Source organism: Blautia sp. NSJ-140 (assembly GCF_022868965.1).
In the GTDB taxonomy this organism is placed as follows: Bacteria; Bacillota; Clostridia; order Lachnospirales; family Lachnospiraceae; genus Blautia_A.
Window position 1 is genome coordinate 189481 of the sequence record NZ_JALIFS010000004.1, and the last position, 21902, is coordinate 211382.

Annotated in this window: 19 protein-coding genes; 16 read left to right on the forward strand and 3 right to left on the reverse strand. The window is 45.3% G+C overall.

Translation table 11 applies throughout. The features are described from left to right. Window positions 1-3: 3 nt before the first annotated feature. The 3 genes from MUB50_RS06810 to MUB50_RS06820 are packed head-to-tail and all read left to right on the forward strand — an operon-like array spanning window position 4 to window position 2280. Window positions 4-408 (forward strand): endolytic transglycosylase MltG, encoded by a 405-nt coding sequence (locus tag MUB50_RS06810; RefSeq protein ID WP_118513091.1) that lies wholly within the window; start codon window positions 4-6, stop codon window positions 406-408. Next, entirely contained in the window at window positions 405-1097 is a 693-nt protein-coding gene (locus MUB50_RS06815) for an O-methyltransferase (protein WP_227573693.1), read from the forward strand. Before MUB50_RS06810 ends, MUB50_RS06815 begins: the two co-directional genes overlap by 4 nt. Next, on the forward strand, window positions 1057-2280 hold the full coding sequence (locus MUB50_RS06820; protein WP_244790290.1) for a peptidase U32 family protein: 1224 nt from the start codon (window positions 1057-1059) through the stop codon (window positions 2278-2280). Before MUB50_RS06815 ends, MUB50_RS06820 begins: the two co-directional genes overlap by 41 nt. A gap of 54 nt (window positions 2281-2334) precedes the next feature. Here the strand turns inward: MUB50_RS06820 and sigK are convergent, their stop codons facing one another. Next, on the reverse strand, window positions 2335-2964 hold the full coding sequence (gene sigK, locus MUB50_RS06825) for an RNA polymerase sporulation sigma factor SigK (RefSeq protein WP_059085391.1): 630 nt from the start codon (window positions 2962-2964) through the stop codon (window positions 2335-2337). A 181-nt stretch (window positions 2965-3145) separates the two neighbouring features. On the opposite strand from sigK, the gene MUB50_RS06830 reads away from it, so the two are divergent. From MUB50_RS06830 to MUB50_RS06840, 3 genes are read left to right on the forward strand one after another with little or no spacing between them, the layout of a single operon-like run. Beyond that, complete coding sequence (locus tag MUB50_RS06830; protein ID WP_244790292.1) at window positions 3146-6685, forward strand: DUF5717 family protein; 3540 nt, start codon at window positions 3146-3148, stop codon at window positions 6683-6685. Next, complete coding sequence (locus MUB50_RS06835; RefSeq protein WP_244790294.1) at window positions 6682-7956, forward strand: DUF5716 family protein; 1275 nt, start codon at window positions 6682-6684, stop codon at window positions 7954-7956. The genes MUB50_RS06830 and MUB50_RS06835 overlap by 4 nt, the downstream gene beginning before the upstream one ends. After that, window positions 7953-8732 carry a hypothetical protein gene (locus MUB50_RS06840; RefSeq protein ID WP_173753885.1) on the forward strand — a complete coding sequence of 260 codons (780 nt, stop codon included), beginning with the start codon at window positions 7953-7955 and terminating at the stop codon, window positions 8730-8732. The genes MUB50_RS06835 and MUB50_RS06840 overlap by 4 nt, the downstream gene beginning before the upstream one ends. Here MUB50_RS06840 and MUB50_RS06845 read toward each other — a convergent pair. Next, window positions 8729-10168 (reverse strand): helix-turn-helix transcriptional regulator, encoded by a 1440-nt coding sequence (locus tag MUB50_RS06845; RefSeq protein ID WP_118624089.1) that lies wholly within the window; start codon window positions 10166-10168, stop codon window positions 8729-8731. The genes MUB50_RS06840 and MUB50_RS06845 overlap by 4 nt on opposite strands. 168 nt (window positions 10169-10336) lie before the next feature. On the opposite strand from MUB50_RS06845, the gene MUB50_RS06850 reads away from it, so the two are divergent. The 7 genes from MUB50_RS06850 (at window position 10337) to MUB50_RS06880 (ending at window position 17530) form a co-directional block, all read left to right on the forward strand. Further along, entirely contained in the window at window positions 10337-11059 is a 723-nt protein-coding gene (locus MUB50_RS06850) for a LytR/AlgR family response regulator transcription factor (RefSeq protein WP_182433950.1), read from the forward strand. A 92-nt stretch (window positions 11060-11151) separates the two neighbouring features. Then, window positions 11152-12042 (forward strand): amino acid ABC transporter substrate-binding protein, encoded by an 891-nt coding sequence (locus MUB50_RS06855; protein ID WP_118513099.1) that lies wholly within the window; start codon window positions 11152-11154, stop codon window positions 12040-12042. Between the two features lie 228 nt (window positions 12043-12270). Then, entirely contained in the window at window positions 12271-12921 is a 651-nt protein-coding gene (locus MUB50_RS06860; RefSeq protein ID WP_244790296.1) for an amino acid ABC transporter permease, read from the forward strand. Window positions 12922-12942: 21 nt separating this feature from the next. Then, complete coding sequence (locus MUB50_RS06865; protein WP_118513100.1) at window positions 12943-13635, forward strand: amino acid ABC transporter ATP-binding protein; 693 nt, start codon at window positions 12943-12945, stop codon at window positions 13633-13635. Window positions 13636-13756: 121 nt separating this feature from the next. Next, window positions 13757-15190 (forward strand): adenylosuccinate lyase, encoded by a 1434-nt coding sequence (gene purB, locus MUB50_RS06870; protein WP_118624081.1) that lies wholly within the window; start codon window positions 13757-13759, stop codon window positions 15188-15190. Window positions 15191-15299: 109 nt separating this feature from the next. Continuing rightward, window positions 15300-16574: an adenylosuccinate synthase gene (locus MUB50_RS06875; protein WP_118513102.1), complete on the forward strand. Its 1275-nt coding sequence runs from the start codon at window positions 15300-15302 to the stop codon at window positions 16572-16574. Window positions 16575-16708: 134 nt separating this feature from the next. Further along, a complete protein-coding gene (locus MUB50_RS06880) occupies window positions 16709-17530 on the forward strand; it encodes an HAD family hydrolase (protein WP_118624079.1) in 822 nt (273 codons plus the stop codon). Window positions 17531-17653: 123 nt separating this feature from the next. Here MUB50_RS06880 and MUB50_RS06885 read toward each other — a convergent pair whose 3' ends face one another. Further along, on the reverse strand, window positions 17654-18706 hold the full coding sequence (locus MUB50_RS06885) for a helix-turn-helix transcriptional regulator (protein WP_182433949.1): 1053 nt from the start codon (window positions 18704-18706) through the stop codon (window positions 17654-17656). 175 nt (window positions 18707-18881) lie between these two features. On the opposite strand from MUB50_RS06885, the gene MUB50_RS06890 reads away from it, so the two are divergent. The 3 genes from MUB50_RS06890 (at window position 18882) to MUB50_RS06900 (ending at window position 21680) form a co-directional block, all read left to right on the forward strand. Continuing rightward, complete coding sequence (locus tag MUB50_RS06890) at window positions 18882-20450, forward strand: alpha-L-rhamnosidase-related protein (RefSeq protein ID WP_118624075.1); 1569 nt, start codon at window positions 18882-18884, stop codon at window positions 20448-20450. Between the two features lie 238 nt (window positions 20451-20688). Next, window positions 20689-21198, forward strand: coding sequence for an SEC-C metal-binding domain-containing protein (locus tag MUB50_RS06895; RefSeq protein WP_110102484.1), 510 nt, complete (start codon window positions 20689-20691; stop codon window positions 21196-21198). Then, window positions 21198-21680, forward strand: a complete 483-nt coding sequence (locus tag MUB50_RS06900) for a YdcF family protein (protein ID WP_118513106.1) — start codon at window positions 21198-21200, stop codon at window positions 21678-21680. The genes MUB50_RS06895 and MUB50_RS06900 overlap by 1 nt, the downstream gene beginning before the upstream one ends. The last annotated feature ends 222 nt before the right edge of the window (window positions 21681-21902 follow it).

The following is a 21902-nucleotide window of genomic DNA, read 5'->3' on the forward strand; positions in this document are numbered from 1 at the left end:
ACTATGGCAGACACAAGAGACAAGGTTGGCAGGGCCGGCGTTTTTCTGGCTGGAGGGGTATTTAAAACCGCTGTATATATCTTTATTATCGTATTTCTGATCTGGGTTGGAAAATCAGCATATCAGTTTGGCTACGATGTGTTTAACCAGCAGGCTATGAGCCCGGGAGAGGGACAGCAGGTCACGGTAGTCATAAAAGAAGGCGCCTCTGCATATAAAGTAGGCAAGACACTGGAGCAGAAGGGCCTTGTCAAGGATGCGCTTGCATTTACCATACAGGAAAGAATGTCCGCATATCACGGACAGATCAAAGCCGGTACATACCTTCTCAGTACAGCCTATACACCGACCAGGATCATGGCAGTGCTGTCAGGAGAAGAGAGCAAGGAAGGATCGAACAGCCAGTGATCGTAGAAGAACGCATGCAGACCTATATCAATTCACTGGATATGGGGAATACTCCATTTCTGCAGGAGTTGGAGACAAAGGCACTTGCAGGCCGGGTGCCGATCATCCGGAGAGATATGCAGAGCTTTATGAGGATGCTTCTGGCACTGAAACAACCGAAGCGCATTTTGGAGGTGGGGACTGCCGTAGGCTTCTCCACACTTCTTATGTGTGAGTATGGGCCGGAAGATATGGAAATTGTTACTATAGAGAATTATGAAAAAAGAATTCCTGTCGCAAAGGATAATTTCAGGCGCGCAGGAAGAGAGTCACAGATCACGCTTCTGGAGGGAGATGCCGGAGAGATCCTGAAGAATCTTACCGGAACCTTTGATATGATCTTCATGGACGCAGCCAAGGGCCAGTATATCCACTGGCTTCCTGACGTGCTGAGACTGATGAAAGAGGGAAGCGTACTGGTATCTGACAACGTGCTGCAGGAAGGGGATATTATTGAATCTCATTATCTTGTGGAACGGCGTAACCGTACAATCTATAAAAGAATGAGAGAATATCTCTGGCAGCTGACTCACAGTCCGGTGCTTCGTACATCGGTGCTTCCTCTTGGAGACGGAGCGGCTGTAAGTGTAAAAACAGGAGAACAGGCTTATGAAACGACCAGAACTATTGGTTCCGGCGAGCAGCCTTGAGGTTTTAAAGGTTGCCGTCATATATGGTGCAGATGCTGTTTACATCGGCGGAGAAGCTTTTGGACTTCGCGCAAAGGCTAAGAATTTTTCAAAAGAAGATATGTGTGAGGGAATCGCATTTGCCCATTCCCATGGCGTAAAGGTTTATGTGACAGTAAACATCCTGGCGCATAACCGTGATCTTGAGGGTGTAAGGGAATATCTTCAGGAACTGAAGGAGATCGGACCGGACGCACTGATCATCGCAGATCCGGGAATCTTTATGTATGCAAAGGAAATCTGTCCGGAGATCGAGCGTCACATCAGTACACAGGCAAATAATACCAATTATGAGACTTACTGTTTCTGGTATAACCTTGGTGCCAAACGTGTGGTAAGTGCAAGAGAGCTCTCTCTGGAAGAGATCCGGGAGATCCGGGCACATATTCCGGAGGATATGGAGATTGAAACGTTTATTCACGGCGCCATGTGCATTTCCTATTCCGGAAGATGTCTTCTCAGTAACTTTATGGCGGGAAGAGATGCTAATCAGGGAGCCTGTACCCATCCCTGCAGATGGAAATATTCTGTTGTGGAGGAGAAGCGTCCGGGAGAATACATGCCGGTATTTGAAAATGAGAGAGGAACTTTTATTTTTAATTCCAAGGATCTCTGTATGGTAGAGCATATGGAAGATATCCTTACAAGCGGTATTGACAGCCTGAAGATCGAAGGACGTATGAAAACAGCTCTTTATGTGGCAACAGTGGCAAGAACCTACCGCAAAGCCATTGACGACTGTATGGAAAGTTCGGAAAAATATCATGCAAATATGCCGTGGTATCAGGAGCAGATCTCAAACTGTACCTACCGTCAGTTTACTACCGGATTTTTCTACGGAAAGCCGGATGAGAATACCCAGATCTATGACAGCAACACGTATGTAAGAGAATACACATATCTTGGATTTGCAGAAGAGATCGATGAGAGAGGTCTGGCAAGACTGACACAGAGAAATAAGTTTTCTGTAGGAGAGACCATCGAGATCATGAAACCGGACGGAAGGAATATTCCGGTCACAGTGGAAGCCATTTATAATGAAGAGGGCGAAGCTATGGAGAGTGCACCACATGCCCAGCAGAGAATCTATGTGAAACTGACAGAGATGCCGGAGGTATTTGATATTCTCCGAAGAGGTGAATGATCCGAAAGGGTGGATAAGAGAGTAAAGGGGAGAACGAAAAGAACGTTCTCCCCTTTACTGATTTTCGGGAAAAAGAGTACGGAGTTTTCGAAGAGCGTTCTTTTCGATACGGGATACGTAGGAGCGGCTGATGGAGAGATTTTCGGCAATCTCTCGCTGGGTCAGTGGCTCCTGGCCATTCAAACCGTAGCGGCAGCAGATCACCTGGTATTCCTTTGGGGAGAGTACTGTCCGGATATAACGGAGAAGATAGGAAATGCTGTCCCGTTTGAAACAATCATCCACAACATCAACGGGTGGACTTTCAATGATATCGAGAAGGCTGATCTCATTGCCTTCCCGGTCTGTGCCGATGGGTTCATAGAGAGAAACTTCTCTGGAACGTTTCCTGCGGGCACGAAACATCATGAGAAGCTCATTGTCGATGCACCGTGCAGCATAAGTGGAAAGTTTGGAAGTCCGGCTGGGATCAAAGGTGGAAATGGCTTTGATCAGACCTATGGTGCCTATGGAGATCAGATCATCCTGATCCTCGTCACATCCCTGATATTTTTTTGCAACATGTGCTACGAGGCGGAGATTGTGTTCGATAAGGATATTTTTTGCTTCCGGATCGCCCCTTTGGAGCTGCAGAAGATAGAACTGCTCTTCCGCAAAAGAAAGCGGTTTCAGAAAGGTTTTCAAGAGTTCACCTCAAAGGGGATTTCCTTATAGCTTATGAACCGGACGTGCTTTTCGTGCTTTTCCAACAGAAACTTTATAAAAAGGACAGAGGCGAACACCTGTTGCGCCACATTCTGATCTGGTGTATAATCATAAGATACGAGTGACAACAATCAGTGTATATTGATGAGGAGTATATATTTTGAAAAAGAGGATAGAACAGCTTCTTAACGGGAAATTTATTTATGAACAGCCTGAGCTTCTGTTTTCACAGGACCGTATTTTCGCTACGCTGAAGGCAGGAGAGACTACAAAGGATGAGATTTATTTCGGTACCGATGACAACCGCAGGATCAGTGGATTTGTGACTTCATCTGACCGGAGACTGGTACCCGGATTTGACCGCTTTTCAGGAACTACGGTGCGCATGCCTTATGGGGTAGATGCAGAGGGAATGAAGCCGGGAGAGAGCTTTGAAGGCTGGCTGTGTTTTACTACCAGTATCGGAGAATATAAGCTGCCGTTCACTGTGCAGGTACAGACGGAAGAGGTGAAGAGTGCAGGCAGAAAGGTGTCTTCTCTGGAAGAATTTCTGCACATTGCAAAAGAAGATTTCCATGAGGCTTACCGGATTTTTACAGAACGCCATTTTTCCCTGATCCTGAGTGATCAGAGTGAGAAGATCCGTTCTCTTTATGCAGGAATGTCACAGCAGCCGGTGACCTATCAGCATCTGGAGGAATTTCTGATCGCAGCCGGTGCCAAGGAAAAGGTGACATTGAGTCTGAACAGAGAAGAGGCCGGTTTTTATGATGTCAGTGAATCTGTTCAGGAATCCCTTTATATCCACAGGAGCGGATGGGGACACCTGCGGGCAGATATTGAGGTAAATGGGGATTTTCTGGAGGCAGGCAAGCATGTGGTCACAGAAGAGGATTTTATCGGAAGTACCTGTGAAATAAACTATGTGATACGCCAGGAAAAACTGGGAAAAGGGAATCAGTACGGCGAGATCATTGTAAAAACCCCATACCAGAAACTGGTATATCACGTTCTTGCATCCAGAGGAACTGAGAGTGCCGTGAACCTGGATCTTCTGGAAAAACAGTACCGGATAGCTCTGATGAAGGAATACCTGGGATATCTCTGTAAAAGAACAGATTTTCAGGCCTGGACAGCCTTTACTCACGAGAAACTTGACCGTATGGGCGAAAGCGGACTGAAATATCCGGAATATCAGCTTCTGGAAGCCTATCTTCTTCATCTGGAAGGAGAAGATGACCAGGCTTCAGAAATCCTTGAGCGTTATCAGAATAAATCCTTTCATCACAATGAACTGGAACTGGCAGGGATTTATCTGTATCTGTGTACACAGACCGGGCTGTACCGGGATAAGGAACAGGCCCTCCGCAAGGTACAGAATTTCCGGATGCAGAAGGAAGACAGCTTTATCCTTCTGAAACTGGCATTTGAAATGGATCATACGCTTTCTCCGTCAAAAAAGATCTTTCTGATGGAGGAACTTTTTGAGCGGGGATGTACAAGTCCTTTTCTGTATCTGGAAGCATGGAACAGTATTTGTGCAGATATGTCGCTGCTGCATCGAATCAATGGGTTCTGGGCCCAGGTATTCCTTTTTGCAGGAAAAGAACAGATGCTGACGGAAGAGCTGGTCATGCGCCTGGCATATCTTTCCGGCTATGAGAAAGCTTTTAACGAGAGCCTGTACCGTGCTATGGCCATGGGGTGTGAAGCCTTTCCGTCAGATGATACCGTGGAAGCTATCTGTAAATATATTATGAAGGGAAATCCAAGAAAACCGGAATATTTTCAGTGGTTTTCCGCTGCCGTGGACCGCGGGCTCCGGATCACACGGCTGTATGAATATTATGTGGAAACACTGGATACCTCTTATCGGAGAGTCCTGCCGAAACCGCTTTTGATGTATTTTACCTATAACAACAATACTCTCGGTGATTCCAAGCGTGCCTATCTGTATGCATGCATCATTGCAGGGAAGGAACGTGATCCACAGACATACGAAAGTTATCGTGAAAGCATGGAGGAATTTGCTTTCCGTAAGTTACGGGAAGGCCGGATGAATGAAAATTATGCCGCTGTTTATCAGGAATTCATGCGGGAACCATCGGACAGCGAAAAAGCGCAGGTGATCGCCTCCAGAATGTTTACTCACCGGCTGTATACGGATGATCCGAAGGTCCGTAGTGTGATCGTCCGTCACAGACAGATGAAACAGGAAGAAATCTATCCGTGTATCCATGGAATCGCTTACCCAAGGATCTGCAGCGAAGATGCGGCTGTTGTATTTCAGGATGAAAAACAGAGACGTTATGCTGCTACGGTAGATTATAATCTGACACCACTTTTCGATGATCGTGAGATGGTTCCGGCAGTGCTGGAAAAAGGGGCAGATGAACCGGCTGTGCTTTTGCATTACTGTCAGGGTCAGGAGATCAGTCGTAAGAATCTGGGAATTTTTCAGAAACTGGTCCTTTCACCGGCGTTTACCGATGAATATAAGAGGCTGATCCGCAAAAAGATCCTGGATTATTATCGGGATCACGTACAGGGAGAAGATCTGGATGCCTGTCTGGAGATGATGGATTATCGGGAATATGCCATGGTCGACCGGAAAACCCTTCTGGAGATCCTGATCCAGCGGGGACTGTTTCCGCAGGCTATGAGCGTGGTGGAAGCATTTGGATTTGAAGGAGTAGAGGAGCGTGCTCTTCTGAAGCTGGTAAGCCGTATGATCATCCGCTGTGACTGTGCGGAAGACGAAGAGCTGATCACACTTTCCTCTCATGTATACCGACAGGGAATCTATGATGAAGTGATCCTCATGTATCTGATGAAATTCCGGTTTGGACCTGTGGATGAACTTCTGGATATCTGGAAAAGTGCCTGTGGGTTTGAGATGGATACCTATAATCTGGAGGAGAGGATCCTTTCTCTTCTGATGTTTAACTGGGATTACCGGCCAGAGGGGGCGGATATCCTGAAAGCATATATCCGCCATTCCGGAAAAGAGAGTGTGATCGGTGCGTATCTGACTCTGATGTCTTACGGAATGTTTGTAAAAGAAATGCCGGAGATGCCGGGACTTAAGGAGTATCTGAAAAATCGCAGAGAAAAGGAGTGGCCCGGAGACCGGATCTGTGACCTGACCCTTCTGAAACTGCTTTCCGAAGAAAAAACTTCTGATGAAGAAAATCTGGAAATGGAAGAAAAAATCCTCTCTTCCTGTGTAAAGGAAGGAATGACATTTGAGTTTTTCCGGAACCTGGATCAGAGTATCCTGCGACCGTATCAGCTGGATGATAAGACTTTTGTAGAGTATCATACTTCACCGGAGGCTTCGGTCACACTGTATTATTCCCTGGATACCGGACTTGGAACTGTACCGGACTATAAAAGTGAACCGCTCAAAAATATCTATGAGGGAATTTTTGCCAGAGCATTTACATTGTTTTATGGAGAAACCCTGCGATATTATTTCCAGATAGAAGATGAAGCCGGTGTACACAAAACGGAAGAAAAAATACTGACCATGAACCAGAGTGATGACCAGGCATCCAGCAAATATCAGCTGATCAATCAGATACTCTGTGCAAGAAAACTTGATAAAGAAACGGAAGTGAAGGAGAAGCTGGCACAGTATCTCCGGCAGGAACAGTACGTTAATGAAATGTTTGTCATAGAGAAGGAACCGGAAAGATGAATGAAATTCGTGACTTGATCATAGGAATTGATATTGGAAAAGAATACACACAGATCTGTTATTATGACAGAAAAGCAGAAGAAGCCCGTTCTCTTTCCATGAAGGTAGGAGCCAGTCAGTACGAAGCTCCGGGCTGTATCTGCTATCGTACCGATCACGGTGATTACTGCGTAGGCCTGGAAGCAGAGTATTTTGCCAGGGAAAAGGGCGGGATCATGATCGGAAATATTTATGATATCTGTCAGAAGGAAGAAAAGATCCAGGTGGCAGGAGAGGAAAAAGAGCCGGCAGAGCTTCTGGCACATTTTCTGAGGGGAATCCTGAAATTTCTGGGAATCCAGGATATTGTAAAGAATACCCGGTGCCTTTGTATCACATCGCCGGAACTTAGTACACTTCAGGTACGGAATTATCAGAAGGCCTGCAGCCTTGCAGGTTTTTCACGTGAGAAATATATGCTTATGGACTATGGCGAGAGTTTTTATTATTATGCGCTGGGGCAGAAACGGGAAACCTGGAATCGAAGTGTAGGATGGTATGCCTTTGCAGGCGATACGGTAACCTTCCGGAAGCTGACTATCAACGGCTCTTCCAGACCGGTGCTTGTAAAACTGGAGGATCCGGTCAGCACAAAGCTTGAACCGGAAGATGAGATCCGTGATGTGGAATTTTACCGTTTTATCAGTAAGACTCTCGGCAAAGAACTCTTCTCCAGTGTGCAGATCACGGGAGAAGGATTTGACCAGAAGTGGGCACAGCAGTCTGTAAAGCTCCTGTGTCATCAGGGACGGAAGGTTTTTTACGGAAACAATCTTTTTGCAAAGGGAGCCTGCATAGCCGGTAAGGACAGGCTGGAGGATAAAAAACTCAAAGGTTACCGCTATTTAAGTGATTCGCTGGTGGCTGTGGACGTAGGAATGGATATGCGGGTGATGGGCTCTCCGGCTTACTATCCGCTGATCGAAAGCGGCAGCAACTGGTATGAATGCAGTGCATCCTGCGAGCTGATCCTGGATGATACCAGTGAACTGGTATTTGTGGTAAGTATTCCGGAAGAAACCGAGAAGAAACGTGTGGCCATGGCACTTGACGGTCTGCCAAAGCGGCCTAATCGGACTTCAAGGCTTTCCCTCACGCTGAAATACGTATCGCCGAGAGACTGCGAGATCACAGTGAAGGATCTGGGATTTGGCGAAATGTATCCTTCCAGTGGAAAAATCTGGAGGGAACTGGTACGATGGGATGAGCAGGAAGAAAGGAATCAGGCATGAGCGGATATATTTTATGTCAGGTAAAAAAAGCAGAGAAGCCGTTTTATATCGAAAATATCAGTACCAATATTTATTCTATAGAAGAACTCTGCTATTATCTTTATAACAATCTTTATCTTGTGGACAGCTCATTGATCAGCAGTAAGCTTTGTACCTGGCTGGAGGAAGAACTGGAGCTTCCGAAGCTTGCGGCCAAGCTGAAACCTTATATTGGAAGAGAGGCCGGACTTGAAGAAGTACTGTATCCGATATTTAAAGAGATCAATTATCTGGCTTATGAAGAACTTAAGACCTTAAACGGGCGCATCGAAGCCAGAAAACGTGAACCTGAAGAAATACGGGAGAAGCGAAAAGGCGACGCACTGATGGAAAACCGGATGTATGTGAATGCGCTCCGTGTTTATCAGAAGCTTCTTGAGCACGGCGGGAAAGAGATTACCGGAGAGATGCGTGAAAGAATCCTGCATAACCAGGGATGCGCATACGGTTATCTGTTCCAGATGGATAAGGCGCTGGATTGCTTTTGGAAAGCATGGAAGGAGAATCATTCAGAGAAAGCAATGAAGGTTTATCTTCTGGCCTACCGCAGTGTTCACAGTGAAGAAGAATACAGGAAACGACAAGAAGAGCTGAAGACAGATGAAAGGGTAATACAGGAAACAGACCAGGCTCTGAAAAACTTTGCCGGTCTCCCGGAGCAGCATATCGTATCCGGAGAAACCGACAGGATCCTGGAGGATCTTACAAGAGAATATCACAGAAGTACCGGCTCTTAAAGCTGTTCAAGAAGTCCCAGCAGGATCTGCCGGGCTTCTTTTTTTGTATATACGGATTCTTCCTCAGACAGAGAACAGAGGTAATCATTCAGGGCCTGTCCGATACTGGTCTCTTTCAGATAGATACAGAGAAAAGTATCTTTTTCGGAAAGAAAGCAGAGAAAAACGGAATAGTCAGACAGAACTTCCAGATGGATCCCGGTTTCCGGAAGTACGGAAGGCTTCAGGATCCTGCATTTTTCATGTCCCATATCTGTGTCAAGAAGATGCCTGAGGGCTTTTTTTCGTTCTTCTTTCGGAAGAGGGGTCTGATGGTAGGAATAAGGACCGTCAAGGAGTCCGGTACGGGCAAATTTCCGGATCCCGCTCAGTGTAAAATAATTGCAGGAAAAGGCAGCTTCTGTAAAAGCAAAGGAAGTCTGGTTCAGGACCGCTGCCAGCTGGGTATAGACCGGATCGGAAAGATCGATATCCCTGTTATCAAACAATGACTGAATAAAGCCCGGACCATAGGACATCAGTGCAAGGCAGGGATGAGATTCCAGTGCAAAATTTGTTGAGATCTTTGTCTGCATGATAGAATCAAAGATATTAAGGATCCTGTCCGGAGAATCCGATTGCAGGAAGAATTGACTGGAATTCTCAAGAACCCGCCGGAATTCCTGCTGATATGCGTGGATCGCTTCTGGATTTTCGGTAAAAATACAGGTCATCATATCTGAGGATAACAGCAGCAGTTTTTTTTCAGTGAGTAAGAAAAAAGGAAACAGTTCATAGCTGGAAAACTCTCGGCCTGCCTGAGTATAGTAATAATATGGCTGGTAGCCCGCAAAACCTGACAGGATCGGAAGGAGTGTGCAGAGAAAGGTTTCCAGATTCATGTTGTAATCCGGTGAGGCGGACGGGTTCTGGTGAAGCGGCAGGATCTGGATCACCGGTGGCAGTTTCTCATATTTGGGATAAAGATGGGAAAAAATCTGTACAAGAAGCCGGCAGTTGGCCGGAAGGTTGGTACGGATCGTTTCGGAAGAACCGGAAGACAGGATGTCCTCAAAAAGGCTCAGGACCTTCTTTTCCACATCAAGAGAAAAAGTTCCACGGTAAAAGGGAAAGGATGGAAGCCTGAGAAAACCTTCCCGGGAAATGACCTGCCGGGAGCTGATAACACCCAGAAGTTCCTGTATATATTTGCGGTTGTAATAAATTTCTTTTCCGATTTTTTCTATTTTATATAATTCCATCAGTTCCCGGCGTTGGGAAGGGTTGATCCGGAGGGAATCGCAGAACTGGCGCACAAAATCAATACCGGGAAGACGTTTCCCTGTGATCATACGCTGCAGAGAGGTACGGTCAAGTCCCGAATAAGCAGATAACTGATAAACGTTTTCTCCTGTATCCTTTAGGTATTCCCGGCATTTGCTGCTGAAATCAGACATGATAGTACTCCTTTTTGTGCTTATATGGCATTATTATACGAAAACAGATCATGAATTGCAATAATTTGTAAAAAAACAAGGCACAATTAGAAGCACATATTGCGCAGGTCTTTCTTTGAAAATAAAATGTTAAATATCAGAAAGAGCATGATGGAGGAAAACTCGGCAATGGCAGTGATGACGATCGCGATATGTGATGAAATACGAAAGGATGCACAGAGGCTGTACAGGCAGCTTTCCACACTGGTTCCTGATGCAGAGCTCCTTCTGTATCGGACCAGGGAGAGTCTTCTGAAAGGACTGGCAGAGGGACATAAGATCTGCGATCTGATATTTTTGGGACTGGATGGTGATCAGGGCAGGAGTCTGGAAACTGTACGGACAATGCGTCTGAAAGGACATTATATCCCGGTTGTACTGGTGGCAGAGAATGAGAAATTCTATAAAGAAGCATTTGAAGTGTTTGCCTATAACTATCTGGTCAAACCGGTTGAAAGTGGAGAACTGGAACATGTTCTGGAACATATCCTGGAGGTATGCAGGCGTGAAGACGGAAGAGCGCTGTATTTTCGTTACAGGACACAGGTTTATACACTGCAGCACGATCATCTGGCGTATATATCCAGTAGTCTTCACAGTGTGACATTTCATCTTACCGATGGAAAAAAGATCAGCTGCAGAGCCAGGCTGGGGGATTTTTCAGGACAGCTGTCAGACAGCAGCTTTCTGAGATGCCATCAGAGCTTTTGTATCAACATGGAGAAGGTAACTTCACTTAAGAAGAACAGTTTTGTGGTCGGACAGACGGAAATCCCAATTTCCAGAACATATTTGAAAACGGCCAGAAAGAAATACAAAGATTATTTGGCGGAGCAGAAGGTTTGCTCTTGACAGCTCCTTTTGGGTATGTTACTATAACCATACACTTTCACGTGGTAGAGTGACCATGTGATAAAGAGATAGCCGAAAAAAGGAGAATGACCATGAAGAAGAGAACAGTTGCAGTAGTAATGGCGGCAGCGATGACAATAGGAATGATGGTAACAGGAGTGAGTGTACAGGCAGGTGTTGAGGATAAGACCCTGATCGTAGGATTTGATGCTGAATATCCTCCATTCGGATATAAGGATGATAATGGAGAATATGTAGGATTTGACCTTGACCTTGCCCAGGAAGTATGTAATAATCTTGGCTGGGAACTTGTTAAGAAGCCTATCAACTGGGATTCCAAAGATATGGAGCTGAACTCCGGAACGATCGACTGTATCTGGAATGGATTTACTATCAACGGACGTGAGGATGACTATACATGGAGTGATCCATACATTAACAATGAGCAGGTGATCGTAGTTGCCAAGGATTCCGGAATTGAGAAGCTTGCGGATCTTAAGGGCAAGAACGTAGTTGTACAGGCTGCATCCGCTGCGCTGGACGCACTGAACAACGATGACAATAAGGAACTGAAGGACAGCTTTGCATCTCTTACAGAGAATCCGGACTACAACACTGCATTTATGAATATTGATTCCGGAGCTGCAGACGCTGTCGCTGTTGATATCGGTGTTGCTAATTATCAGCTTTCCCAGAGAGGCAAGGATAAATATGTGATCCTTGACGAGCCGATCCAGAACGAACAGTATGGCATCGGATTCAAGAAGGGAAATGATGAACTGAAGGATCTCGTATGGGATGAGGTCAAGAAGCTTGACGAGTCCGGCGAGGTTGACAAGCTTGCAGATAAGTATGAATTGGATAAGAGCATGCTCTGCATCAGTGAGGATAAGGATAAGACAGAGGATTCTGATTCTGCAGAAGCTGAAACAGAAGAAAATGCAGACAGCACAGAGAAAGAAACCGATTCTGAATCCAAATGATCCGGTGCAGATCCGGCACAGTAAAAACTGTGAAGATGTTTTTTTAGCTATCCAACAGCAGTAGAAATAAGAAACATAGCAGAAGCTTTTGAAGCTTCCGCATAAAAAGGAAATGAGGGTGCTTCGGCGCAGAAAGAGCTGCCGTGCACGCTCATTTCCTGTTGTTTACAGGAATTACAGGTATCAGTCCGATAAATAGGACTGATACTCCGAACCAGGAGGAAAAAAATGAATTTTAGTGTAATGCTCCAGCAGCTGGCAGGAGGAATGCTGGTCTCTATTGAGATCTTTTTTATAACCTTGCTGTTTTCTCTGCCGCTGGGACTTCTGATCTGTTTTGGCAGAATGTCCAGAAACAAAGTAATCCGTACCATTGTATCCGGGTACATATCCATCATGAGAGGAACGCCGCTGATGCTGCAGCTGATGGTTGTATATTTCGGTCCGTATTTTATCTTCGGGATCCGTATTTCCATGGGATATAGTCTGATCGCTGTATTTATCGCATTTGCTATCAACTATGCAGCTTACTTTGCAGAAATCTACCGTGGCGGCATTGAATCCATGCCGGTGGGACAGTATGAAGCTGCAAAGATCCTTGGATACAATAAGGTACAGACATTTTTCCGCATCATCCTTCCACAGGTGATCAAGAGGATTTTGCCGTCTATTACAAATGAGGTCATTACGCTGGTCAAGGATACTTCTCTTGCGTTTGTTGTGGCAGTTGCGGAGATGTTTACCATTGCCAAGCAGATCGCAAGTGCACAGACAACAATGATGCCATTTGTGATCGCTGCGATATTTTATTATGTGTTCAACCTGATCGTGGCTGTTGTGATGCAGAAGGTTGAGAAAAGCATGAATTACTACCGCTGACCGAAATGGAGAGTATAAAATATGAAATTATTTGAAATGAAACACATCAAAAAAAACTTTGACGGACTGGAAGTTCTCAAAGATATCTCTCTTGACGTGGAAGAGGGAGAGGTTTTAAGTATCATCGGTCCTTCCGGTTCCGGCAAGTCAACCATCCTGCGTTGTGCCACAGGACTTGAGACGCCGGACAGCGGCGAGATCATCAAAAATGGTGATGTGGGACTGGTGTTCCAGCAGTTCAATCTGTTTCCGCATTTTTCTGTACTGAAAAATATAGTGGATGCACCTCTGAAGGTGCAGAAGAGAAAGAAAGATGAGGTTTACGCCCAGGCAAGAAGCCTTCTTAAGAAAATGGGCCTTGCAGACAAGGAGAAGGCATATCCTTTTCAGCTTTCCGGAGGACAGCAGCAGCGAGTTTCCATTGCCCGTGCGCTCTGTATGAATCCGAAGATCCTGTTTTTTGATGAACCTACATCTGCACTTGATCCGGAACTGACCGGTGAGATCCTGAAGGTTATCAAGGATCTTGCTCAGGAGCATATCACCATGGTGATCGTTACTCATGAAATGAATTTTGCAAGAGATATTTCCGACCGTATCATCTTTATGGATAAGGGTGTGATCGCAGTGGAGGGAACGCCACAGGAGGTATTTTCTTCCGAAAATGGCAGAATGAAGGAATTTTTGGGGAAATTCCATCAGGGTATGGAGTAACAAACGGTTGCTTTTAAAGAGGCAATGTTATATAATTTCAAGAGGCGTGAATTAACCAGAACCGGGCAGATAACGGATCTTTCGCCATTCCGGCCCGGAGGTATGTGATCAGGAGGTAGTAATGAATACAGACAGATATGTAAGCCCGCTGTCAGAGCGGTATGCAAGTAAAGAGATGCAGTATATTTTTTCTCCGGACATGAAGTTCCGCACATGGAGAAAGCTGTGGATTGCACTTGCTGAGACGGAACGTGAGCTTGGCCTTAACATTACCCAGGAGCAGATCGACGAAATGAAGGCTCATGCGGATGATATCAATTATGATGTGGCTAAGGAGCGTGAGCGTCAGGTTCGCCATGATGTAATGTCTCACGTGTATGCATTTGGCGTGCAGTGCCCGAAGGCAAAAGGCATCATCCATCTGGGAGCAACCTCCTGTTATGTAGGAGATAATACAGATATCATCGTTATGACAGAGGCACTGAAGCTTGTCCGCAAGAAACTTGTGAACGTGATCGCAGAGCTTTCCAAGTTTGCAGCGCAGTATAAGGATCAGCCAACTCTGGCGTTTACTCATTTCCAGCCGGCACAGCCGACAACCGTAGGTAAGAGAGCAACTCTCTGGACTCAGGAATTCCTGATGGATCTTGAGGACCTTGAGTATGTATTAAGCACTATGAAGCTTCTTGGCTCAAAGGGAACAACCGGTACACAGGCCAGCTTCCTGGAACTTTTTGACGGGGATCAGGAGACCATCGACAAGATCGATCCGATGATCGCAGAGAAGATGGGATTCAGATCCTGCTATCCGGTTTCCGGACAGACCTATTCCAGAAAGGTTGATACCCGTGTGCTGAATATCCTTGCGGGAATCGCTGCAAGTGCACATAAGATGTCTAACGATATTCGTCTTCTTCAGCATCTGAAGGAAGTGGAGGAGCCATTTGAGAAATCCCAGATCGGATCTTCCGCTATGGCATATAAGAGAAATCCGATGAGAAGTGAGAGAATCGCTTCCCTGTCCAGATATGTGATGATCGATGCACTGAACCCGGCGATCACATCTGCAACACAGTGGTTTGAGAGAACTTTGGACGACTCTGCAAATAAGCGTCTCAGCGTTCCGGAAGGATTCCTTGCGATCGACGGAATCCTGGATCTCTGCCTTAATGTTGTAGACGGACTGGTTGTTTATCCGAAGGTTATCGAGAAGAGACTGATGTCTGAGCTTCCGTTTATGGCAACTGAGAATATCATGATGGATGCGGTTAAGGCAGGTGGAGACCGTCAGGAGCTTCATGAGCGTATCCGTGAGCTTTCCATGGAAGCAGGAAAGAACGTGAAGGTAGAGGGTAAGGATAACAATCTTCTTGAGCTGATCGCGGCAGATCCGGCGTTTAATCTGACTCTTGAGGATCTTCAGAAGGCCATGGAACCGTCCAGATATACAGGACGTGCCAAAGAGCAGACAGAAGCTTTCATTGCAAATGTGGTACAGCCGGTGCTGGATGCGCATAAAGATCTGCTTGGCGTTAAAGTTGAGATCAATGTATAATGTTGTAAGCATAAAAAGAACACAGACAGGAATGTCAGTCTTCTGTGGATGATATACAGATAACGTGGCATTCCGAATAATAGAGAAAGACACAAGGAGGAACTGTGTTATGGTAACTGCAGTAGTAGGAGCAAACTGGGGAGATGAAGGTAAAGGCAAGATCACAGATATGCTTGCTGAGAAAGCTGATATCATCGTAAGATTTCAGGGTGGAGCCAATGCGGGCCACACCATCGTAAATGATTACGGTAAATTCGCACTTCATACACTTCCGTCAGGTGTGTTTTACGGACATACGACCAGTGTCATCGGAAACGGTGTTGCACTGAATATTCCTGTATTCTTTAAGGAGTACAATGAAGTAGTAAGCCGTGGAGTACCTGCACCGAAGATCCTGATCTCCAACAGAGCACAGATGGTAATGTCTTACCACATTCTGTTTGATCAGTACGAGGAGGAGCGTCTTGGCGGCAAGGCTTTCGGTTCCACAAAATCCGGAATCGCTCCGTTCTATTCTGACAAATATGCAAAGATCGGCTTCCAGGTAAGTGAGCTCTTTGATGAGGAAGCACTGAAAGAGAAGGTTGTACGTATCTGCGAGACCAAGAACGTAACACTTGAGCATCTCTATCATAAGCCTCTTCTGAAACCGGAAGATATCATGAATGAGCTGATGGAATACAAGAAGATGGTTGAGCCATACGTATGCGACGTATCTCTCTATCTCTGGAATGCACTGAAAGAGGGAAAACAGGTTCTTCTTGAGGGACAGCTTGGAACTCTGAAAGACCCGGATCACGGAATCTATCCGATGGTTACATCCTCTTCCACACTGGCTGCTTATGGTGCCATCGGTGCAGGCCTGCCTCCATATGAGATCAAGAAGGTCGTAACCGTATGCAAAGCTTACTCCAGTGCAGTTGGAGCAGGTGCATTCGTTTCTGAGATCTTCGGCGAGGAAGCAGATGAGCTGAGAAAACGTGGCGGTGACGGTGGTGAGTTCGGTGCTACTACAGGCCGTCCGAGACGTATGGGATGGTTCGACTGTGTTGCATCCAAATACGGATGCCGTCTCCAGGGAACTACAGACGTTGCTTTTACAGTACTGGATGTTCTGGGATATCTGGATGAGATCCCGGTTTGCACAGGCTATGAGATCGACGGAGAGGTAACAACAGAATTCCCGACAACTGTGCAGCTTGAGAAAGCAAAACCGGTTATTGAGAAGCTTCCGGGATGGAAATGCGATATCCGTGGAATCAAAAAATATGAGGATCTTCCGGAAAACTGCAGAAAATATGTAGAGTTCGTAGAAAAACATATTGGATTCCCGATCACAATGATCTCTAACGGACCAGGAAGAAGCGACATCATTTACAGATAATTATTTTTACAGTATCAGGATTATGCCAACAGGAAGCGCCGGGGAAGAATTTCTCCGGCGCCCTTTTGGTTCAAAGGGATATTCAGTTAAAATAACAGATAGAATAGCTGATGTATCATGTGAAAGGAAGTTCAATGAAAAATTTTAAAAGAATCGCGGCTCTTGCAGGTGTTATTATACTACTTCTTGTATTTTGCCTTCCCATGGTATTTGCTTGGGGAAGCAGTGAAGACGCCCAGACTTTGTTCAGGGGATCTTTTGCAGCAGCAGTTTTGGTACCGATCGTGGCATATGTTTTCTGGATGTCGTACCGGATCTGGGGAAATAAAAAGCCGAGGGAGGATAAAAACCGTATGATCGAGAATATTATTTTTGATGTGGGAAATGTGCTGATGGGCTATGACTGGGAAGAGTATCTTCGAAGCTATGACTTCCCGGAAGAAAAGTATCAGAAAATCGCAGATGCAGTATTTCGAAATCCGATCTGGGAGGAACAGGATCGTGGACAGCATGAGGAATCCTGGTATGTAGATAAATTTGTGGAAAGTGCACCGGAATATGAAGAAGATATCCGTGAGGTGGTACGACGTGATCCGGAATGTATGCATCTGTATGATTATGCGGAAACCTGGGTGAAATATCTCAAAAATCAGGGATATCATCTCTATGTCCTTTCCAACTACGGAACTTATATGCTGGATCGTACAAAGCAGGATATGTCTTTTCTGAAATATATGGACGGAGCGGTATTTTCCTGTGATGTGCAGCAGATTAAGCCGGAAGTGGATATTTACAAAACACTTCTGAAGCGTTACAGCCTGAAACCGGAGAAATCGGTATTTCTGGATGATCGTGCCGTGAATTGCGAGGGAGCCGGAAGAGCCGGTATCCATACCATCCGGTTTGAGAATCTGAAGCAGGCGGCGAAGGAGCTTGAGAAGCTTGGTGTGAAATGACCTTCAGTGTGAAAAGAGAAACGCAGAGGACCTGCACCATCGCGAAGCCCTCTGCATTCTAAAGGGGAGGATATGATAAGTATATCCCGGAACGGCATCTGTTATACAGAAAATATATAAGATTTATTCCCTGTTCTTCTTCCGATATTCACCAGGAGTCATTCCATATGCTTTTTTAAAAGTACGCATAAAATGTTCCGGACTTTCATATCCTACAAGTTCGCAGATCGCAAGATTGCTGAGAGATGTTTCACGCAGGGCGCGGCATGCCTGGTCCAGCTTGATATCCCGGATGATCTGCAAAAACGTGCGCCCGGTACTCTCTCTGATCAGAGTACTGAAGTGAGAAATACTGTAGCCAAAATGCCTCGCAGCGTCACGTAAAGTGACGCTTTGATAGTTGCAGTTCAGGTAGTTTAGGATTTCCGTCACAGACTTCCCGGTGCTGTTCTTTGTAAGGATGGATTCAATATCATTTTCGTGAAAACGCAGCAGCATGGCCCAGAACATGACCAGCATGGAGTTGAGAAAGGTGCAGCTGTATTTGGCGTGGCCGAGATATTCGATATAGAGATTTTCCAGCATGTCATGGATCTGTGCATCATTTCCACTGTGAAAGATCAGATAATTTCCCACGGTCTTGCGGTACAGCACATGGGCAAAAAACTGCGTCAGGGCACTGTCTGCCGTCAGTGACTGGAAGAATGTGGACTGAAAGGTGGAGCTACGTACCAGAATATTAAAAGCAACACTGTCATCAAAGATCCCCACACTGTGAGTGGTATGCGGTGGGATGATACAGATATCTCCGGTATGCAAAGTGTGTTCAATCCCCTGTATCGTAGTGTGGGCAGTTCCGTCATACAGACAGAGGATCTCAAAAAATTCATGTTCATGGGGAAAAACAGGGGTATAGCGGTAATGCTTGGAAAGCACGATATTGCCATTTATATCATGAAAAAGATCGGTTTCTTTCATATAGGGATACCAGGCTTCGGTCTGAAGCTCCGGTACATAAAGCCGGTGTTCATAAATCTTTTTACGGTCCAGTGTCAGGCAATATTCATGAAAAGTCTCCGGATGTTCCTTCTCCTGCAGATAAAGTGTCTTATAAAAAGTTTCATCGTCGTTGTAGGAATAAATATATTTCTGAAATTCTTCTCTGGTAAACTTCATGACTGTCCTCTTTCCATGTAACTTTTTCATAACAGGTGAGTAAAGTATATCATAATCACCCAAAAAAACATCAGTGTTTTATAAAAAAAATCACAATTGGAAGAAAAAGTGAAAAAGTGTATAGTGATGCAGAAAGAATCATCGAAGAACTGGATGAAAGGAGAATATCCATATAATGGCAGAGGTAAGTATTGATCTTAATATGGTCCGTGTGACCAATGAGGATTTTGTAAAAAAAGCAGAAGCATGTACACCGGAGTTACTGAAAACGGTAGTTCGTCCGGTTTCTATTGTAGACATCGTAAAAACAGAGGAGGTCTATCCGGAGGTTCACAAAAAGGATGAGATCAAAAATCTTTCAGGCTATCATCTTGCAAAGGGAGACAAGATCTGTCTGGATTTTGGAGATCATCAGGTAGGATACGTGACCCTGAAGCTGAACTCTGTAGGAAGTCCTCAGGACGCACCGGCATTTTTTAGATTGAAGTTCGGAGAGATCGCCAAGGAGATGACCGAGGATTCTGCAGACTATGACGGATGGATCAGCAGAAGCTGGATACAGGAAGAATTTATCCATATCGATGTTCTTCCGGCAGAGCTGAAGCTTCCGAGAAGATATGCCTTCCGTTATATGGAAATCGAAGCTATAGACACTTCCATGAAATGGCAGATGGTAGTGGAAGATGTATTCTGTACCAGTGTTTCTTCTGTCAGAATGGAAGATGTGAAGCCGGTGAAAAGTGAGGATGAAGTGATCCGCAGACTGGATCGTGTCAGTCTTCGTACCCTGCAAAACTGCATGCAGACCGTATTTGAGGACGGCCCCAAGAGAGACCGCCGTCTGTGGCTTGGAGATTTAAGACTTCAGGCGCTTGCAAATTATGAGACATTCCACAACATGGAGCTGGTAAAAAGATGCCTGTATCTGTTTGCAGGCCAGACAAAGGACAATGGACAGGTAAGTGCCTGCCTTTTCACAGAACCGAAATTTATTGTGGATGATACCTTCCTTCTGGATTACTCCATGTTCTTCGGAGCAACCCTCTGTGACTACTACGAAGCATCCGGTGACAAGGAGGCCTTAAAGGATTTAAGTGCCTGTGCATACCGTCAGATGGAGATCGCAAAAGAGCAGTTCGATGAAAACGGACTTATGAAAAACGGAGATGGTTTCTGGGGCTTTATCGACTGGACAGAGGGTCTGAACAAGCAGAGCGCAATGCAGGGTGTTTATATCTACTGTGCGAAGAAAGTACAGAAGATCGCAGAACTCCTCGGAGATATGGAAAAAGCAGAAGAACTGAAAAAAGAGGCTGAGGCAAAAACAGCATCTGCAAAAAAATATCTTTTTGATGAAGAGAGCGGGCTGTTCGTCAGTGGCGACGAAAAACAGATCAACTATGCAAGTCAGGTATGGATGGTCCTGGCGGAAGCAGTCAGCGGCGAAGAAGGAGCGGAAATACTGGATCGTCTGGTGGAACTGAAACCGGAAAAAGGAATGGTTTCTCCGTATATGAACCATCATTTTGTGGAAGCACTTCTGATGTGTGGTAAAAAAGACCAGGCAATGAAATATATGAAATATTACTGGGGCGGAATGATAAGCCACGGTGCGGATACATTCTGGGAGCTTTATAATCCTGAAAATCCTGCAGAATCTCCATATGGAAGCAGCATTGTCAACAGCTACTGCCACGCATGGAGCTGCACTCCGACTTATCTTCTCAGAAAATATTTTAACTGAAGCAGGTAAGTCCCCTGCGGGGGGGGCGCGAATTTATGCGATCAGCATAAATTCTGTGCATCGCGAAGCGTGTTATTGAGAACGGAGTGAACAGTAACTCAGTGTGATAAAATAACTCGGATATGAAACAGATATATTTGATTTCTTCGCCAAAAGATGATATAATAAGTAGAAATTGCGAAGCGGAATATAAATCTCCGTCTTATTTATCTAAAATTTTGGAAAAGAGGATCAGACAATGAGCGATATGACAATTCTTGAGCAGTGGCGTTCCATTGCTTATAATCAGAATGCAGATAAGAATAAGCTTCAGCGCTTCTGGGCAAATTATTTTAACATTGAAAAGAATATTTATGAGCAGCTTCTTGAGAACCCGGATGAGGTTGTTTCCGGAACTGTAAAAGAGCTTGCTGAGAAATACGGTCAGGATGTTATGACTATGGTTGGTTTCCTTGACGGAATCAATGACAGTCTGAAGGTTCCGAACCCGATCGAGACCATGGATGAGAATACCAAGGTAAACCTTGCATTTGATAAAGAGGCACTCTATAAGAACATGGTAGATGCCAAGGCTGACTGGCTTTACAACCTTCCTCAGTGGGACAAGATCTTCACAGAAGAGAAAAAGAAAACTCTCTACATGGAGCAGAAGAAATCCGGCACAGTTGTGAAACCGCACAAGGTCGGAAGAAACGATCCGTGCCCATGCGGAAGCGGCAAGAAATACAAACACTGCTGCGGAAGATAATGAGCGTAAAGAAGAATCTGGATTACATTATCGTGTTAGGTGCCCATGTGGACGGAACACGGATGACACTTGCCCTTCTGGAACGAGCCAGAAGGGCTCTTCTTTATCTTGAAGAAAATCCGGGGACGAAAGCAGTGCTCTCCGGAGGAAAAGGTGATGGAGAAAATATTTCCGAGGCAGAGGCTATGTATCGCTATCTTACCGGTCACGGAATAGACGGGGACAGACTGATACGGGAAGAGGAATCCACCAGTACGAAAGAGAATTTGGAATTCAGCTGCAGAAAGATTGGAAACACAGACTGTTCCGTAGGCGTGGTGACGAACAATTTTCATGTATGGAGGGGCGCGGCCATTGCGAGAAAATGTGGCTTTCGGGAAGTGATAATGGTACCTTCCCGGTATCGAAGCTGGCGTCTTTTTATCTACATTCCCCGTGAGATTCTGGCCATTATCAAAGATAAACTCATGGGAAATCTGTAGATCTGTGCGAGAAGAGAAATCTCAAAAATTTTGTCAACATGCGTTGACAAATAAAAATACTGCGCTTATAATGAACCACAGAAAAAGAAATAAAAAACACGCTGACGAGACGAGTAAGCTGTGAAACGTTACAGAGAGAGATGTGAAGTGCTGGAAACATCTTATCGGGAAACAGCCGAAGACTACCTCTGAGTGGCCCCAATCCGGTCCGGTGATTCCGTT

Excerpts from the sequence above, each read along its gene's own strand:
- MUB50_RS06810 (WP_118513091.1), top strand. The coding sequence starts at position 4 with ATGGCAGACACAAGAGACAAGGTTGGCAGGGCCGGCGTTTTTCTGGCT.
- MUB50_RS06820 (WP_244790290.1), top strand. The coding sequence starts at position 1,057 with ATGAAACGACCAGAACTATTGGTTCCGGCGAGCAGCCTTGAGGTTTTA.
- MUB50_RS06835 (WP_244790294.1), top strand. The coding sequence starts at position 6,682 with ATGAATGAAATTCGTGACTTGATCATAGGAATTGATATTGGAAAAGAA.
- MUB50_RS06840 (WP_173753885.1), top strand. The coding sequence starts at position 7,953 with ATGAGCGGATATATTTTATGTCAGGTAAAAAAAGCAGAGAAGCCGTTT.
- MUB50_RS06845 (WP_118624089.1), bottom strand. The coding sequence starts at position 10,168 with ATGTCTGATTTCAGCAGCAAATGCCGGGAATACCTAAAGGATACAGGA.
- MUB50_RS06850 (WP_182433950.1), top strand. The coding sequence starts at position 10,337 with ATGGCAGTGATGACGATCGCGATATGTGATGAAATACGAAAGGATGCA.
- MUB50_RS06855 (WP_118513099.1), top strand. The coding sequence starts at position 11,152 with ATGAAGAAGAGAACAGTTGCAGTAGTAATGGCGGCAGCGATGACAATA.
- MUB50_RS06860 (WP_244790296.1), top strand. The coding sequence starts at position 12,271 with ATGAATTTTAGTGTAATGCTCCAGCAGCTGGCAGGAGGAATGCTGGTC.
- MUB50_RS06865 (WP_118513100.1), top strand. The coding sequence starts at position 12,943 with ATGAAATTATTTGAAATGAAACACATCAAAAAAAACTTTGACGGACTG.
- purB (WP_118624081.1), top strand. The coding sequence starts at position 13,757 with ATGAATACAGACAGATATGTAAGCCCGCTGTCAGAGCGGTATGCAAGT.
- MUB50_RS06875 (WP_118513102.1), top strand. The coding sequence starts at position 15,300 with ATGGTAACTGCAGTAGTAGGAGCAAACTGGGGAGATGAAGGTAAAGGC.
- MUB50_RS06880 (WP_118624079.1), top strand. The coding sequence starts at position 16,709 with ATGAAAAATTTTAAAAGAATCGCGGCTCTTGCAGGTGTTATTATACTA.
- MUB50_RS06885 (WP_182433949.1), bottom strand. The coding sequence starts at position 18,706 with ATGAAGTTTACCAGAGAAGAATTTCAGAAATATATTTATTCCTACAAC.
- MUB50_RS06890 (WP_118624075.1), top strand. The coding sequence starts at position 18,882 with ATGGCAGAGGTAAGTATTGATCTTAATATGGTCCGTGTGACCAATGAG.
- MUB50_RS06895 (WP_110102484.1), top strand. The coding sequence starts at position 20,689 with ATGAGCGATATGACAATTCTTGAGCAGTGGCGTTCCATTGCTTATAAT.
- MUB50_RS06900 (WP_118513106.1), top strand. The coding sequence starts at position 21,198 with ATGAGCGTAAAGAAGAATCTGGATTACATTATCGTGTTAGGTGCCCAT.